Below are 14965 nucleotides of genomic sequence, written 5' to 3' on the forward strand. Positions count from 1 at the left end.
TCGCGTGTATAAGGAGAAGGAATCCACTGCCAACCGGAAGAGCAATTAAAACGTTAGTTGTGGACGATACAAAAACATAGCTAGCAAGACTAATTCCAGCACTATAAACAATAACCGTAAGTATGATACGAACCCAATACCGTACACCCATAATTAAATGAATGCTATAGGTATATTTCAATGTTTCCCTTTATAATAATTATTATATTAATGAATAGAATGTTATATAATAAATTTAACTACCCATTCTTATAGCTCTTGGTCACTATTCGCAAATAAACGACCGATATCATCGACTATCTACTTTCATACATGCTCTAGAAAGAGTTTTCCGCGCATACGAGACTGCCTACGGTTATCGTCCCGATCGATATCGAACTGCTCGCTAAAGCGTTCATCGGACCACTTTTCGAGCTGGCATATGCCTTCCAGCACGTGACCGTCGACCAGCGGCCGACCGGCCGGTTGGGAGCACTCGACTGACGTGTTCGACCGATCGTCCTAGCCGAGTTCCTCGTCCAGAATCAGCCGCGTCTTCGTGCTCACGACCTCCTCCTGATCGCGGGCCTTCGTGATCAGATCGTTGACCCCGCGCGTGTCCGCGGCGTCGACCACGAGGACGACGTCCTGTTCGCCCGAGACCATCCAGACGAAGTCGACCTCGTCCCACTCGGCCATCCGCTCGGAGACCGCCTTGGTGTCGACGTCGACCGCGACGCTGATCTCGAGCATCGCCTGCACGTTGCCGGTCCGGGTCGAGATGGTAAAGCGCTCGATGACGTCGTCGTCCATCATGCGCTCGACGCGGTTGCGGACGGTTCCCTCGCTCGTGCCGACCTCGTCGGCGATCTCGGTGTACGGCGTGCGGGCGTCTCGCCGGAGAATATCGAGGATCTGTCGGTCCAGGTCGTCCATGGAGATGCGTACCTACGTCGAACTCGCATTTACCGATTACGAAAATCGTAACTGAGCTTCGAAGACAACACTTATGATGGTCCATCCGATACGTAGATCGTAATGACGGAAGCCTACGTCGCACTGGAAGGCGGTCACGTACTCGAGGGGCGTGGTCGTGCGCCAGGAACGGCTCGCGGCGAAATCGTGTTTACAACAGCGTATACGGGCTACGAAGAGAGTCTGACTGATCCCTCTTACGAGGAACAGATCCTGACCTTCTCGTACCCCCTGATCGGTAACTACGGCGTCCGCGAGGAGCGGTTCGAGGACGACCGCGTCCACCCGCGTGGCGTCGTCGCGAAGGAACTCACCGAAGACGTCGTCGACTGGCTCGCAAGCGAGGGCGTCCCGGCCGTCGACCACCTCGACACGCGCGAGATCGTCACCGACATCCGCGACGGCGGCGCCATGAAGTGTGGCATCGCCGTCGGTGAGGACGTCACCGAAGAAGACGCGCTGGCCGAGCTCGAGCAGTGCAAGGCCATGAGCGATCACACCGACATCGGCGCACAGGTCAGCGTCGACGAGCCGGTCGCCCACGGCGCGGACAACGACGGCGAGACGGTCGCCCTGATCGACTGCGGCGCGAAGGGCTCGATCATCAGTTCGCTGCTCGAGCGTGACGCGACCGTCCACGTGTTCCCCTACGACGCCGACGTCGCCGATGTCGAGGCCGTCGACCCCGATCTCCTGTTCATCTCGAACGGTCCCGGCGACCCGGTCAACTTCGAGGGGGCCATCACGCTCGTCGAGGAATTCGTCGAGGACACGCCCGTGGCCGGCATCTGTCTCGGCCAGCAGATCGTCGCCGAGGCGCTGGGCGGCTCGACCGAGAAGATGACCTTCGGTCACCGCGGCGTCAACCAGCCGGTCCTCGACCTCGAGTCGGGGCAGGTCGTCATGACCACCCAGAACCACGGCTACACCGTCGCCGACCCCGGCGAGCACCTCGAGGTCACGCAGATCAACGTCAACGACGACACGCCCGAAGGGATCGACGGCATCGAGTACGACGTGCTCACCCGTCAGTACCACCCCGAAGCGAACCCCGGCCCCGAAGACACCCTCGACTTCTTCGACGACGTGCTCGCTATGGCTTCCGAGCGAGCGGACACGCGAGCGGTTCCCGCCGACGACTGACCGTCCGGTGGCTCCGTCGCTTCTCCACGATTTCCGCCACGCAGTGGCGACTCTCCGCCGACGTGGCTCGGCGACCGAGCCACGGGACGGCGACGAAGCCGTGTGCACGATCCGAGCCGCTATCGCGTCGTGAGCCCCGGTCGAAGCGCCTCGGCTCGAGGGTCGCTGTGACCGAACGGGCGCTCGAGGAAACGTGGACTCCGACTGTCGGGCATCGATCGGACGACCCGGCGATCGCACACGTCGCCGTGTTTTTAGCCGGTGGCCCGCTATCTGGAGCCAATGAGCGGCATTATCGACACGATCAAACTCGCGGGAACGCTCGTCCTCGCGCTTCCCGCCGCGATCGCCGGGCTCGAACTCCTGCTCGTTCGGGACCAAACGGCCGTCGGCGTGGCGCTTCTGGGACTCGCGATCGGCCTCGTGGCCGTCCAACACTGGCTGACGATGCCCACTGACATTCCCGAACTGCTGGTCAAGCGAGTCGTCGGAACGGTCACGAAAGAGCCCGACACCGAACCCGACGACGAACGGTAGCGACGGGTCGATCGCTCGCCGAGCGTTATCGCCTTCTCGAGTGGCACCCACCACTCGAACGACGCAGTTGGAGACGCTGTATCCGTCCGTCTGGCCGACAGTATCGTCCAACGGTCGACACTCCACGCCCCGCAACCCGCGGCGGCGGTCACTCCAGGAGCGCCGTCGGCTCGAGCGATTGCGACGGCGCGGCGAGCCAGTCGGGGCGCTCGCCCTCGCCGTGGACTGCGAGCACGTCGGCGATCCGAATCCGACTCTCCGCACCGACCTGTCCGGCCACGTCGAGTCGAACCACGCTCCCCGGGCCGACGTCGTCACCGCCGTCGATCGGCCGTTCGAGGGGTTCGAGCCCGACACCGGACACCCGCGTTTCGATCGCGTCGTCCTCGCCGAACCCGAACGAGCGTACCTCCGCCTCGAGGTCGGCTGCGACGGCGGTCACCGATTCCGGTCCGGCGGTCAACATCGATCGCGCGGAGCGAAACGACTGCGTGACGCCGACGTGGACCCGCCGCTCGCGGCCGCCGTCGCTGTCGACGACGAGCGTCCGAACCAGCCCGCCGTAGTAGCCGGTCGGCCCGCGCGGCGCAGCCTCGAGAACGATCGGCTCGCCCGGTCGGAGCGGTTCATCGGGATCGGTTCCGTCCCTCGAGTCGGGATTGACGATAGTGTTCCCGACCGGAAACGCACCCGCGCGCACGATCGCCTCGTCGATGGCGGTCCGCAACCGGGTGGTCGTCAACGGTTCGGCGTCGGTACTCGGCTCGCCGCCGGCCGCGAGCAGCCCGTCGGCGACCGTCGCATCCGCCAGTAGCGACGCCGCTCGGCGGATCCCGGCGGCGGCGGCTCGCTGGGCGGCCGCGATCGCCGTCCGCTCGCCGTCCGTCTTCGTCGTTCGCGCCCGCTCGAGGGCGTTCGTCGACGCCAATTCGACGCCCGCCCCCTCGAGATAGAGAGCGGCGTCGTGGGGCACTCGCGGTGGCGTCAGTACCGTCCCCTCGAGTCCGCGATCCGCGAGCGTCGTTGCGAGTCGCCGGGCGGGGTGCCCGCTCGCGTCGTCGCCCGCCGACCGGACGAGCCACTCGTCGTCGTCACCGACGTACGCGATCGCGGTGAGATCAGTGGGAGGCGTCGGGCAGACGTACCGGATTCCAGGATCGCGAGCAGTGCCGACGTGGACGACGGCCGTGGCGTCGCGGTCCGCGAGTACCGTCGAGAAGACGTCGGCCGCGTGGTCGCGGCGCTCGCGGCCGACGTCGGGGCGATCACCGATCCGGCCGCCAGCCGTGGCGTCGCGGTCGGTCCGACCGGTCACGGCGCTTCGGCTTCCGCCTCGAGCTCGTCCGCGTCCGCCTCGATGGGTTCCTGAGCCTGCTCGATCAGCTCCTCGAGCGTCGAGTCGGTTAGCCGATTCTGCAACAGGACGTCGATTGGGAGCGTCGGCGCGCCGTCGACGAGGTTCTCGAGCAAGACGAGGCGTTCGCGGGCGCGGGACATACCGACGTAGAAGACGCGGCGTTCGTTGTCCGTCAGCACGGGCACGGGCGAGGTGGTCTTGGTGAACTCCTCGCAGCCGGGGACCGCCTCGGGATCGTCGACGGTGGCAACCATCTGTTCGACGACCTTTTCGGTGAGATCGGTGCCGACGAACACGTGGTCCGCCTCGCGGCCCTTCGCGGAGTGGATCGTACCGACGCGGACGCGGTCGGTGTCCATTCCCTTGTACTCGCCGATCCCGAAGTACGAGCGGACGCTCTTCTTCTGGAAGTTGGTGACTTTCCGGAGCATGTCGGCCGCCGAGGCGGGATCGGGCATGAACGGCGCGTGGTCGACGATGACCTCGCTGGGGATCATGAGTTGCTCCAGGTCGTCGATGCCGGCCTCCTCCTGGCGCTCGTCGATCTCGTCGAAGAGGGCGTCGCGATCGTTGGTACCGAACGCCGACTCCTGGAGCATGTCGGCGAGTCGGCGGGCCTGCAGGCCGGTGACGTCCTCACCCGCGTCGATCGCCTCGACGGCGCGGACGTACTGGGTGAGCCGATCGGTCCACATCCGCTGGTCAGTCAGCGAGGTAAAGGGGACGCCCTCGGTGATGAACTCATCGATGAACTGGAACATCTGGTAGCGGGCCCGGAACAGCACCATGATCGTGCCATCGCCCTCGACGAGCGTGCGCCGAACCATCCGGACGACGTCGAGCATCGAGCCGTTCGTGCGCGCCTCGACGGCACCGCCTTCGGTACGTGGCTTGAGGTCCTTGTCCTGGCGGTGATCGATGTGACGGATCTCCTTGTTGACCGCGTTGAGCACGTTCGAGGGCAGCCGATAGGAGTTGGGAAGGATGACGTCCTCGTCGACCTCCTCCTCGAGGAGCAATGCGGGGTCGGCACCCTGCCAGGAGTAGACGACCTGGTCGTCGTCGCCGGCGATCAGGACCTGCTCCATGTGGGGTTTCCACTCCTCGTAGACGTCGTACTGCAGCGTGGTGATGTCCTGAAACTCGTCGATCACCAGGTAGTCGACGTTCGGCAGCAAGGATCGCTGTTTGACCCGCTCGAGCATGTCGGCGAAGCCGATCTTGCCGTGTTCGCCCTTGTAGGACCGCCAGGCCCGGATCGTCTCGGGAACGTCGATTCGGTCGTCGTCGCTGGGCCAGGTCGGGGTGTACTTGTTCCCCTCCTGGGCGTTGGGGTCGATCTCGGGCGGGAGACGGACTTCCTCTTCGTCCCACTGGAAGGGGACGTCGTACCAGTCCGACACCTCACGGCTGGTCCGCTGGAGCCACTGGCTCGTCGCGATGACCTTGTTGCCGATCGTCGTCGATCGAGCGGTTCGGCGGCCGGCACCCGAATACTCGTCCTCGTACTCGATGCCGTACTCCTCGCAGAACTCCTCTTTGTCCGACTCGCCGATAACGTCGCTCCGAGAGAGATCGAGCAGCTCGTAGGCCTTCGCGTGCATCGTACAGACGTTTCCCTGCAGCGCACGCGGGCTCTCGTCGAGCCGGTCTGCGAGACGCTCCCGAACCTCCTGTGCTGCCGCTCGCGTATACGAGACGACGAGAATATCCCGGAACGTAACGCCCTCCTGCTCGAGAATGTCCTCGACGTGGTCGAGAAGGGCAGTCGTCTTGCCGCTTCCCGGACCACCGAACAGGCGGGTGACCGTCGTGTCCGTCGTAGTCATTGTAGCTGTACAGGAGCGCGATACCTATAAGTGACGTGGGTTTTCTTCGACAGGAACTGACGCTCAGGGATCGCGGGGAGAGCGGGCGTCTCGGACGTCGGCGCCGTCGCGGATCTTGTCCTGACAGTCCGGACACACGCGGGGGTCGTCGACACCGCGGGGGGTGAAGACGCGGGCGTACGTCTCGGTGACGAACGCGCCGCAGTTCTGGCATTCCGGCATTGGTATTCCCACTGCGATGTGATCGATAAAAGGTTATAATCCTGTCGAATTATCGGTGATAAAAATACGGGATAGTTACGCAGCGGCCGCCGTCGCTCGTCGCCACTGGAGGGTTACGGCGCCGGCTGCCACCCACAGACGGTACAGGAACTCGCGGACGTATCGTGGAGGCCGCCACATTCGGGGCACTGCTTCTTGTTATACTCCTGCTCCCACCCTACTCGTTCGACCGAGTGACCGCGATCGGACAGGAATTGATCGATGACGTCGTCACCGGCATCAGTGGGTGAGGTTGCCATAGGTGTGTGAAGGCACACCACGTTATTAAATCGTTGGGTCGCTGAAGATGCTGCCACCTCCGCGAGACCACACGTTGTTGCCCCGCCTACGGCGGGGAATATCCACGGTGCCATCGATCGACAGCGAACGCCACACATCCCACGAGTTCGAGCCATCGCTCTCTCGCGGAGACGACCCCGACCCGCGAACTTTTCTCGCTCTCGGCCCAACGGCTCAGTATGAGCGACCTGCGCCTCGACGCAACGCAACTCGATCGCTACTCGAGACACGTCATCATGGACGAGATCGGTCCGGACGGCCAACAGCGGTTGCTCGAGAGCGCCGTCCTGGTCGTCGGCGCGGGCGGCCTCGGCTCGCCGGCGATCCAGTATCTCGCCGCCGCGGGGGTCGGCCGGCTGGGGATCGTCGACGACGACGTCGTCGAGCGCTCGAACCTGCAACGACAGATCGTCCACGGCGACGCCGACGTCGGCCGACCGAAAGTCGAGAGCGCCGCCGACTACGTGACGGCACTGAACCCCGACATCGACGTCGAGACCCACGAGATCCGCGTTACCGCCGACACGGTCGACGACCTCGTCGCGGAGTACGACGTCGTCCTGGACGCCAGCGACAACTTCGCGACCCGCTACCTGCTCAACGACCACTGCGTCCTCACTGAGACGCCGCTGTTCCACGGCGCGATCTACCGCTTCGAGGGCCAGATCACCTCCTTCACGAACGAGCGCGGCGGCGACGAGCGGCGACCGTGCTACCGGTGTCTCTTCCCCGAAGCCCCCGAACCCGGCACCGTCCCCGACTGTGCCACAACGGGCGTCCTCGGCGTCCTCCCCGGCACCGTCGGCTGCATCCAGGCCACGGAGGTCGTCAAGTACCTGCTCGGGAAGGGCGATCTCCTCGAGGGTCGCCTCCTGCTGTACGACGCGATGGGCATGAGTTTCGAGGAAGTGCCGGTCCAGCCGAACCCGGCGTGTCCGGTCTGTGGCGACGACCCCGAGATCGAGTCCGTCTCGGACGTGGCCTACGAGGGGACCTGCGAAATTTCGGCCGACTGAGCGGCGGGTCGCTCTACGTGCCGACGTACCGACGCCTGTGGGCGAGGTAGACCGCCGCCGAGACCCAGAGCGCGACGACGAACCCGTACACGCCGTCCCCCGACGGGTTCGCCGACTCCAGCACCGTCGCGAGCAGGTAGACGACGACGTAGGCGGCCAGCGGCACGCCGACGTACGTCCAGTAGTTGGGATTCCACTCGCGTCCCGTCTCGCGGAGGGTGACCGCGTCCTCGAAGAGCGCGACGGCCACGAAGACGGCGAACGGGATCAGCACGAGCAACGCCAGCGCCGAGAGAACGAACACGGCACCGTTCTCGGGACCGACGGCGAACACGGAGAGCAGGACCGCCGGCGCGAAGACGAGGTACGCGGCGACCCACCGCCACCAGCCGGAGACGTCGCCGTCCGCATCGGAATCCGCCCGGGAACGGGCCCTGTCTCGAGTCCGATCGACTCGCGTGACCAGCCAGTCGCCGACGGCCGCGCCGACGCCGCCGCCGAGCCCGAAGAGCGCGACGAGAAACGGGACGACGATCGGGAGCGCGACGGCAGCGACCGCCCTCTGCCAGCCCGAAAGCGTCCACGCGAGTTCGGCCGTGTAAGCGATCTCCCAGCCGATCGCCGGCGCGGAGCCGACGGCGCCGGCGACCACACCAGCCCGGCGGCTCACGGACGGTCGTTTGCCGTATCGAACGGCCTCGAGCAGACCGATGTCCCCGTCCTCGGCCGAGCGGTCGGCGTAGTGGAGGCCAGCGAGCAAGCCGGCGACGACGACGGCTTCGCCCGAAAACGACATCGGCGCGGACTCCCACGAGAGGGCGACGGTGAACGGAATCGACGCGAGACCGAGGAGGACCGCCGTTCGGAACCGCTCGTCGGACAGGTCCGCGAGGGTGTTGCGAAGCGGGGGCATTGTAGTTAGCCGACTGTCAGATACAGCGACTATTCAAAGTACTCCTCGAGTCGACGCGCGATCCGGGCCCAGGGGCGGGAACCGGCTTCGCCGTCACCCGCTCGAGACGGTGCGTCCGAGCCTCGAGCGAACGACGGCGGGCAGTCGCACCGCGCCGGCGACGGCGAGACAGGAAGCGAACGCGGTGGTCCCCAGTTTGCCACCCGCCCCGGAGAGGGACGGCGCGACCGCGAGATAGACGAGGCCACAGAGGCAGCCGGCGGCGGCGACCTGGACCGTGGTCGCCAGTCGCTCGTCGCCCGACATTCCGACGAACGAAGCACAGAACGCGACCGCGGCCAGCGTCGACCCGAGTGCCGGGAAAAGCGGGGGGAGCGCGACGCCGGCGACGAGTCCGATCACGGCGGAGGCGACGACGGAACTGGCCCCGCCGTGGGTCCGAAGCGCGACGGTCGCGACCGCCGCGACGCCGGCGACGGCGACCACCGGCAGGGCGAGTCGCGGCTCGAGCGCGCTGGCGGCGGCGTAGTCGACGTCGAGCAAGGCGACCGTCACGATGCAGCCAAAGAGCGCGATCGTCCCGTACTTACCACCGAAGCCGTCGAACGAGCCGGCCGTCGCGACGAACGCGAGGCCGGCGATCACCCCGGCGATCGCGACCCCCTCGAGCGACGGGAACACGGCCGGCGAGGCCATCCCGACGAACGTCCCGCAGTAGGCCGGGCCGTCGATTCGGGGGAGCCAGATGCCGACGAGCAAACCGACGGCGGCGGCGGCCAGGACCGGGCCGAGGCCGGCGTGAACGCTCAGGGCGTCGGTGACGACTGCCGCGACTGCGACCGCGACCGCGTCGACGGCGTCGTCTCGTGTGAGTCCACTCCTGTCGAGCCTCGAGAGCTGCCGTCGCTCCGTCGCGGCGACGACGGTTCCGGTGAGCCCGACACCGAGCGGGATGCCAACCGCACCGACGTGGAGTTCGGGCGGCGCACGGACGGCACCGAGGAACAACGTGGCCGGCGTCACCAGCAACGCGAGGTAGCCGATGACTCGAATCGAACCGTACACATCCGAACTCTCCCAAGGGAATCCGAGAGGGTTACGGTTCGGAGAACCTAGCGCCGGCTGTCAGATCGCGGGCGTGACAGGTCGACGGGCCGACACTCGAGGCCCTAGCTCCGTAACAGCCCGCCGTCGATGGGCACCTCTGTGCCGTTGACGAAACTCGCCCGCGGGCTCGAGAGGAAGGCGACGACGTCGCCGAGTTCTCGGGGGTCGCCGATGCGATCCATCGGGATTTCGCTCGCCATCGCCGTCAGCCCGTCCTCGTAGTCGTCGTAGGTCCCACGCTCGACGCCAGCCTCGATGAGTTCCTCGATCCGGGGCGTTTCGATCGTCCCTGGCAGGACCGCGTTGGCCCGGATGTCGGGTGCGAACTCCCGAGACACCGTCTTGACGAGCCCGATCACGCCCCGCCGCACCGAGTTCGAGAGCAGCAAGCCGTCCGCGACCTCCCGGACCGTTCGAGAGGTGATGCAGGTGATCGTTCCGTACTCGGACTCCAGTAAGTGCTCGTGGGCCGCCTCGATCGTCCAGACGACGCTCATCACCAGCAGGTCGTAGGCCTGGTACCAGTCCTGCTCGTCGGTCTCGAGAAACGTCGTACTCGGCGGTCCTCCCGAGGAGGTGACGACGTGATCGAGGCCGCCGAACGCCTCAACCGTCTCGCGAACGAGCCCCGACACGTCGTCGGGATCGGTGAGATCAGCCTGGACGGCCAGAACGTCGCCCGTCGCCGTCCCCGCGAGCTCCTCGCGGGCCGCCTCGAGACGCGTCTCGTCCCGACCACAGATCGCGACGTTTGCGCCCTCCTCGGCGAGTGCCCGTGCGCTCGCGAATCCGAGGCCGCTCGAGGCGGCGGTCACCAGTGCGCTGTTGCCGTCGAGTTCGAAGTCCATACCGGCATCGATGGCGGCGGCGTACAAATCTCTCTGGGAACCGGTATCGAACTCACTCCTGGTGCCGAACGCGAACCATCCCCTCCGACGTGACCCCGACGATCAGCGGGGTCGACACCTGCCGGCCGGTGACGGCCGCCCCCGCGGCGTCGCTGACGATCTTCATCAGGTCCGGCGCGGTGTGATCGACCTTGACGCCGGCCTCGTCGCAGGCCTCGTATACCATCTGTGGAACGTCGTAGAGATCGGTTTCGGCCGGGACGCGAACCCGAACTGGTGCACGAAGCGCTTCGGCGAACGCGACCGTCTCGCGGGCTTTCGCGACGTTCTCGCGGGCACTCGATTCGATCGAGGAGACGTTCGCCCGCGAGGTTCCCAGCGCCGCGGCGATATCCGCCTGTGAGATGTCGCGTTCGCGCAGTGCGAGCACCTGTGCCTGCCGGTAGGTCAACACGCTCGTCTCGGGATCGAACCCGATCTCCGCGAGGAGTTCCTCGATGTCGTCGATCACGGCGACTCGCCTCGCTTGCGGTTACAGGCTCGCGTCTGCATACGACCATCTAGCCGTCGGCGGGATCAAAGCTTCCACGGTCCCGGCACCGCCGCTATCGGAGCCCCTGACAGTCTGTGCACACCTGATCGCACGACTGCGTTGCGATCAGCGCGTCAATCGTTTCAGGGGTACCTATAGTAACCCGGTCGAGGGCGATTGCTCGAGTGACGGCGCTCAGTACTCGAGTTCCCAGCGCTCCCCGTCGGTCGCGGCCAGTTCGTCCGACACGCCGTCGGCGAGGCGATACTCGGTGTCCTCGCGGACGACGGTGCCCGCCCGCTCGAGGTGTTCCAGGTGCGCGTAGGACTCGCCGGGACCGTGGAGGATGTGGATGCCCTCCAGGTCGCCGAACAGGTCGGCGCTGACCGTCCAGGTGTCGCAGGGCCCCTTCCGATCGAGGGCGTCGAGGACTCGCCAGGAGCGCTCCTCGTGGTGGTCGATGATGTGCCTGGCGCGATCGGCGGGGTCGTCGATCGGATCGCGATGGCCCGGCCACGCGCGGTCGTAGTCGGCGTCGACGATCCCCTGGAGCGCGCGGAGGTACTTCGCGAGTGGCTGCTCGACGCGAACGTCGGCCCCGCCGACGTTGGGCGTGTAGACGGGCAGCAACGCGTCCCCGGAGAAAACCGCCCGCCCGCCGTCGAGGTCCGCCTCGAACATGCTGAGGCCGGCGGCGTGGCCGGACGTGTGGACGACCTCGAGTTCGGTGTCGTCGAACGAGAAGGTATCGCCGTCCTCGAACGCCGTCACGGTCGGCGTCTCGACCGTCGTCTCGCCGTCGGCCATGTGCTCGAGCAGGACCTCCTGCTTCGGCTCGGGCATCCCCCACTCCGCGAAGTATCGCTTCTGTCGATCGTACATCTCGTCCCAGGCGTCTTCGTCGCCCTCCACGAGCGCCGCGTCGTCGGCGTGGACGTACACCTCGGCACCGCTCTCGGCCTGAATCTCGCCGGCCAGTCCACAGTGATCGTGGTGCCAGTGGGTGAGGAAGATCCGGTCGACGTCGTCGAAGCCGAGTCGGCGGTCGGCGAGGGCGGCCTCGAGTTGCTCTCGCGTCGTCGCCATCCAGTCGCCGGTATCGATCAGTACCGTCTCCGAACCGTCCGAAAAGAGGTAGGCGTTGTTGTCCCCCTCGAACGCCGAGTTCGACAGCGAAATGCGTTCCATGAGGATCGATCCAACAGGAATCGAGAAAACGTTATGTGAAGCGGAACGTCGCGAACGGATGACCGCGGCCCGATCGTGCCCACCATACGTCGCCGTTCGTGCGACTGCGACGCGGCCGACGGGGCGATCTCACTGCATGGGTGACAGCGCGAACCCGACGAAGAAACCGGCTGCGCGAACTGTCCACTCGAGGGCGTCTTTACGAGCCCCAGAAGTTGTCACGGCTCCCGAGCCGCTCACGTTCGGGGCCGCCGTCGCCGTCGTCCGCATCGGTTTCGTCAGCGGCGACGTCGCCGTCCGTCCCGTCCGTTTCGTCCGTGTCCTCGGTCTCGCCGTCGGGAGTCATCGGCAGGAGTTCCAGTTCCTCGGCACGGGCGTGATTGCTGTGGACCCGTGTAATCTCGACTCGTGCACGAGCCTCCGGCAGGACGCCGTCGACCATGACGATAAACCCGTCGTCGGTTCGGCCGACACCGGCACCGCTTTCGTGCATGTCGACGACGTCGATGACGACCTCTTCACCCGGCTTGACCGGCTGTGTCTTGAGGTCTTCGATCGGCTGGTTGTAGTGGTTACACCACTCCTTGCCACCCCGGTCACCGTAGTGTTGACATCCCATTCCCGAGATCCGTTCCGAGAAGATCGGGCAGTCATCTGCGAGTGGACAGTCTGCCATGGTCGACACTACCAGCGGTGGCGTTAAACCGTTTCCGTCTTTGCGTTCGTGACCGCGTTCGAGTGAAATGCTGGTAGTCCACGTTGAACGAACCGACAGCAAGTCTAATCTCCGAGCGACGATTTGTGAATTCTGGAAACTGAACGCCTTCCACGCGACGGGCGGTTTCGAAAAGATTTACGGTATGGGCGTAGCAGTGACAGACGATGAAAATTCTCGTTACGGTCAAAGAGGTGGCGACCGTCGAAGACGAGTTCGAGATCGACGGAACCGAGATCGCGGATCAGTATCTCGGTGCCGATTTGAACGAGTGGGACGATTACGCGATCGAAGAGGCCGTCCAGCTCCAGGAAGGCGGCATCGCCGACGAGGTCGTCGCGGTCACCATCGGTCCGGAAGACTGTGAACAGACCATCCGTCAGGCCCTCGCGAAGGGTGCCGACCGCGCCGTCCGCGTCTGGGACGACGCGCTGGAGGACGTCGACCTCCTCGACGTCAACGCCAAGACGGAGATCCTCAGCGCCGTTATCGAGGAGGAAGACCCCGACCTCGTGCTCTCGGGCGTGCAGGCCGGCGACGACAGCTTCGCCGCGACCGGCGTCTCCGTCGCGGAGAACATCGGCTTCCAGTGGGGAGCCGTCGTCAACCACCTCGAGCACGACCTCGAGGACGGCATCGCGTCCGTGCGACGCGAACTCGAGGGCGGCGTCGAGGAGCTGACGAACATCGATCTTCCCGCCGTATTGACGATCCAGACGGGGATCAACGAGCCCCGCTACGCCAGCCTCCGTGGCATCCGGCAGGCACAGCAGAAACCGATGGACGTCCAGACGCTGGCCGACATCGGCGTCGACGAGAGCACCATCGAAACCGAACTCGAGCTGACGGACATGTACGAGCCCGAAAGTGAAAGCGACGCGACGTTCTGGGAGGGCAGCGCCGAGGAGACGGCCTCGGAGCTGGGTGAACTGCTCCGTGACAAGGGGGTGGCACAATGACGGACGTCCTCGCAGTCGCGGACCACCGACGTGGCGAACTGCGCGACGTCAGCTACGAGATCATCACCGCCGGTCGCCAGCTCGCCGACGAAACCGGCGGCGACCTCCACCTCGCCGTTATCAGCGGCACCGTCGACGACTTCGCCGACAAACTCAACCGCGAGGGCGTCGACGCGATCCACACCGTCTCCCACGGCGAGGAGTTCAACCACGATGTCTACACGCAGGCGATCACGCAGCTCTACGACGAGCTCGCCCCGCAGTACGTGCTGACGCCCAACAGCGTCAACGGGCTCGACTACGCGCCCGCGATCGCCAATCAACTCGATCTCCCGGTCGTCACCGACACGATCGGCCTCGACAACGACGGCGAGACGCTCGTCGCGACCCGCGAGATGTACGGTGGCAAGGTCGAGACGACGAACGAACTCGAGGGCGACGCCGTCGTCACCATCCGCGGTGCCGAGTGGCCCGCCGCTGAGGGAACCGGCGACGCCGCGATCGAGGCCTTCGACGCGGACATCGACGAAGACGCGATCGGGTCGACTGTCAACGGCTTCGAAGAAGTCGGCGGCGGCGACGTCGACATCAGCGAGGCCGACCTGCTGGTCTCGGTCGGCCGCGGGATCGAAGAAGAGGAGAACCTCGATCTGATCCGCGACCTTGCGGACACGCTCGGCGCGACACTGTCCTCGTCCCGTCCGATCGTCGACAACGGCTGGCTGCCCAAGAACCGGCAGGTCGGCCAGTCCGGAAAGGTCGTCACGCCCGACGTCTACATCGCTATCGGGATCTCCGGTGCAGTACAACACGTCGCCGGGATGAAAGGCTCCGATACGATCGTCGCGATCAACACGGACCCCAACGCGCCGATCATGGACATCGCCGACTACGCGATCGTCGACGACCTCTTCGACGTCGTGCCGGAACTCATCGAGGAGTTCGACGAATAAGCGGTTTTTCGGTCCAAATTTTTGCGCGAGCGGTCGCGAACTGAGCGAGCGACTCGAGCGGAAAAAGGTGGTCGCACGTCGTGTCGGACCGCATCGAGGAGTTCGACGGGGAAGCGATAGCATCCGGCCGAACGGAATCGCGGCGCGTAGCGCCGCGGTGAAACGAGTGGCCGTTTCGATGGGATTGCAGTTGCGGTGGTGCACGCCGACTTTCTGCGACGCGTCCTCGGTGTCGGGCGGTCCACGCCACACGATCAGTTCCCGGTCGAGAGTGTCACCGTCGACTACTGGCGGCGATCCCGGTTTCTCGACCGGTGATATCGCCGTTCTATTGATAGCCAGCTAACTGTTCG

The 14965-nt window shown here is 65.5% G+C and carries 16 protein-coding genes; 5 read left to right on the top strand and 11 right to left on the bottom strand.

Annotated features, from left to right (window positions below; translation table 11 throughout):
• Positions 1–501 precede the first annotated feature (501 nt).
• A complete protein-coding gene (locus CP557_RS19240; RefSeq protein ID WP_097381398.1) occupies positions 502–915 on the bottom strand; it encodes an Lrp/AsnC family transcriptional regulator in 414 nt (137 codons plus the stop codon).
• A gap of 102 nt (positions 916–1017) precedes the next feature.
• On the opposite strand from CP557_RS19240, the gene carA reads away from it, so the two are divergent.
• Together carA and CP557_RS19250 are read left to right on the top strand one after the other, a co-directional pair.
• Positions 1018–2097 (top strand): glutamine-hydrolyzing carbamoyl-phosphate synthase small subunit, encoded by a 1080-nt coding sequence (gene carA, locus CP557_RS19245; RefSeq protein WP_097381399.1) that lies wholly within the window; start codon positions 1018–1020, stop codon positions 2095–2097.
• Positions 2098–2379: 282 nt separating this feature from the next.
• Positions 2380–2634, top strand: coding sequence for a DUF7533 family protein (locus tag CP557_RS19250; RefSeq protein ID WP_097381400.1), 255 nt, complete (start codon positions 2380–2382; stop codon positions 2632–2634).
• A 148-nt stretch (positions 2635–2782) separates the two neighbouring features.
• On the opposite strand, the gene CP557_RS19255 is transcribed toward CP557_RS19250, so the two are convergent.
• The 4 genes from CP557_RS19255 to CP557_RS19265 form a co-directional block, all read right to left on the bottom strand.
• A complete protein-coding gene (locus CP557_RS19255; protein WP_394340603.1) occupies positions 2783–3949 on the bottom strand; it encodes a M24 family metallopeptidase in 1167 nt (388 codons plus the stop codon).
• Positions 3946–5820, bottom strand: coding sequence for a UvrD-helicase domain-containing protein (locus CP557_RS19260; RefSeq protein WP_097381401.1), 1875 nt, complete (start codon positions 5818–5820; stop codon positions 3946–3948). The genes CP557_RS19255 and CP557_RS19260 overlap by 4 nt, the downstream gene beginning before the upstream one ends.
• 63 nt (positions 5821–5883) lie before the next feature.
• The gene (locus CP557_RS22715; protein ID WP_169924411.1) at positions 5884–6042 is read right to left on the bottom strand and encodes a DUF7563 family protein; all 159 of its coding nucleotides are present in this window, start codon (positions 6040–6042) and stop codon (positions 5884–5886) included.
• Positions 6043–6155: 113 nt separating this feature from the next.
• Entirely contained in the window at positions 6156–6341 is a 186-nt protein-coding gene (locus tag CP557_RS19265) for an HVO_0416 family zinc finger protein (RefSeq protein WP_097381402.1), read from the bottom strand.
• Positions 6342–6560: 219 nt separating this feature from the next.
• On the opposite strand from CP557_RS19265, the gene ubaA reads away from it, so the two are divergent.
• Complete coding sequence (gene ubaA, locus CP557_RS19270) at positions 6561–7397, top strand: SAMP-activating enzyme E1 (protein WP_097381403.1); 837 nt, start codon at positions 6561–6563, stop codon at positions 7395–7397.
• Positions 7398–7410: 13 nt separating this feature from the next.
• On the opposite strand, the gene CP557_RS19275 is transcribed toward ubaA, so the two are convergent.
• The 6 genes from CP557_RS19275 to CP557_RS19300 all read right to left on the bottom strand — a co-directional run bounded on the left by CP557_RS19275 (position 7411) and on the right by CP557_RS19300 (position 12661).
• Positions 7411–8310: a transposase gene (locus CP557_RS19275; protein WP_097381404.1), complete on the bottom strand. Its 900-nt coding sequence runs from the start codon at positions 8308–8310 to the stop codon at positions 7411–7413.
• 93 nt (positions 8311–8403) lie between these two features.
• Positions 8404–9375 carry a hypothetical protein gene (locus tag CP557_RS19280; RefSeq protein ID WP_097381405.1) on the bottom strand — a complete coding sequence of 324 codons (972 nt, stop codon included), beginning with the start codon at positions 9373–9375 and terminating at the stop codon, positions 8404–8406.
• A gap of 104 nt (positions 9376–9479) precedes the next feature.
• Complete coding sequence (locus CP557_RS19285; protein WP_097381406.1) at positions 9480–10265, bottom strand: SDR family oxidoreductase; 786 nt, start codon at positions 10263–10265, stop codon at positions 9480–9482.
• 52 nt (positions 10266–10317) lie between these two features.
• Positions 10318–10776: a Tfx family DNA-binding protein gene (locus tag CP557_RS19290; protein WP_097381407.1), complete on the bottom strand. Its 459-nt coding sequence runs from the start codon at positions 10774–10776 to the stop codon at positions 10318–10320.
• A gap of 216 nt (positions 10777–10992) precedes the next feature.
• Positions 10993–11985 (bottom strand): MBL fold metallo-hydrolase, encoded by a 993-nt coding sequence (locus CP557_RS19295; protein ID WP_097381408.1) that lies wholly within the window; start codon positions 11983–11985, stop codon positions 10993–10995.
• A 199-nt stretch (positions 11986–12184) separates the two neighbouring features.
• Entirely contained in the window at positions 12185–12661 is a 477-nt protein-coding gene (locus CP557_RS19300) for a TRAM domain-containing protein (RefSeq protein ID WP_097381409.1), read from the bottom strand.
• Between the two features lie 206 nt (positions 12662–12867).
• On the opposite strand from CP557_RS19300, the gene CP557_RS19305 reads away from it, so the two are divergent.
• Both CP557_RS19305 and CP557_RS19310 read left to right on the top strand, forming a co-directional pair.
• Positions 12868–13659 carry an electron transfer flavoprotein subunit beta/FixA family protein gene (locus CP557_RS19305; protein WP_097381410.1) on the top strand — a complete coding sequence of 264 codons (792 nt, stop codon included), beginning with the start codon at positions 12868–12870 and terminating at the stop codon, positions 13657–13659.
• Positions 13656–14612 (top strand): electron transfer flavoprotein subunit alpha/FixB family protein, encoded by a 957-nt coding sequence (locus CP557_RS19310; RefSeq protein WP_097381411.1) that lies wholly within the window; start codon positions 13656–13658, stop codon positions 14610–14612. The genes CP557_RS19305 and CP557_RS19310 overlap by 4 nt, the downstream gene beginning before the upstream one ends.
• Positions 14613–14965: the final 353 nt, after the last annotated feature.

Origin of the sequence: Natrinema ejinorense (genome assembly GCF_002494345.1) — an archaeon.
Taxonomy (GTDB): domain Archaea; phylum Halobacteriota; class Halobacteria; order Halobacteriales; family Natrialbaceae; genus Natrinema; species Natrinema longum.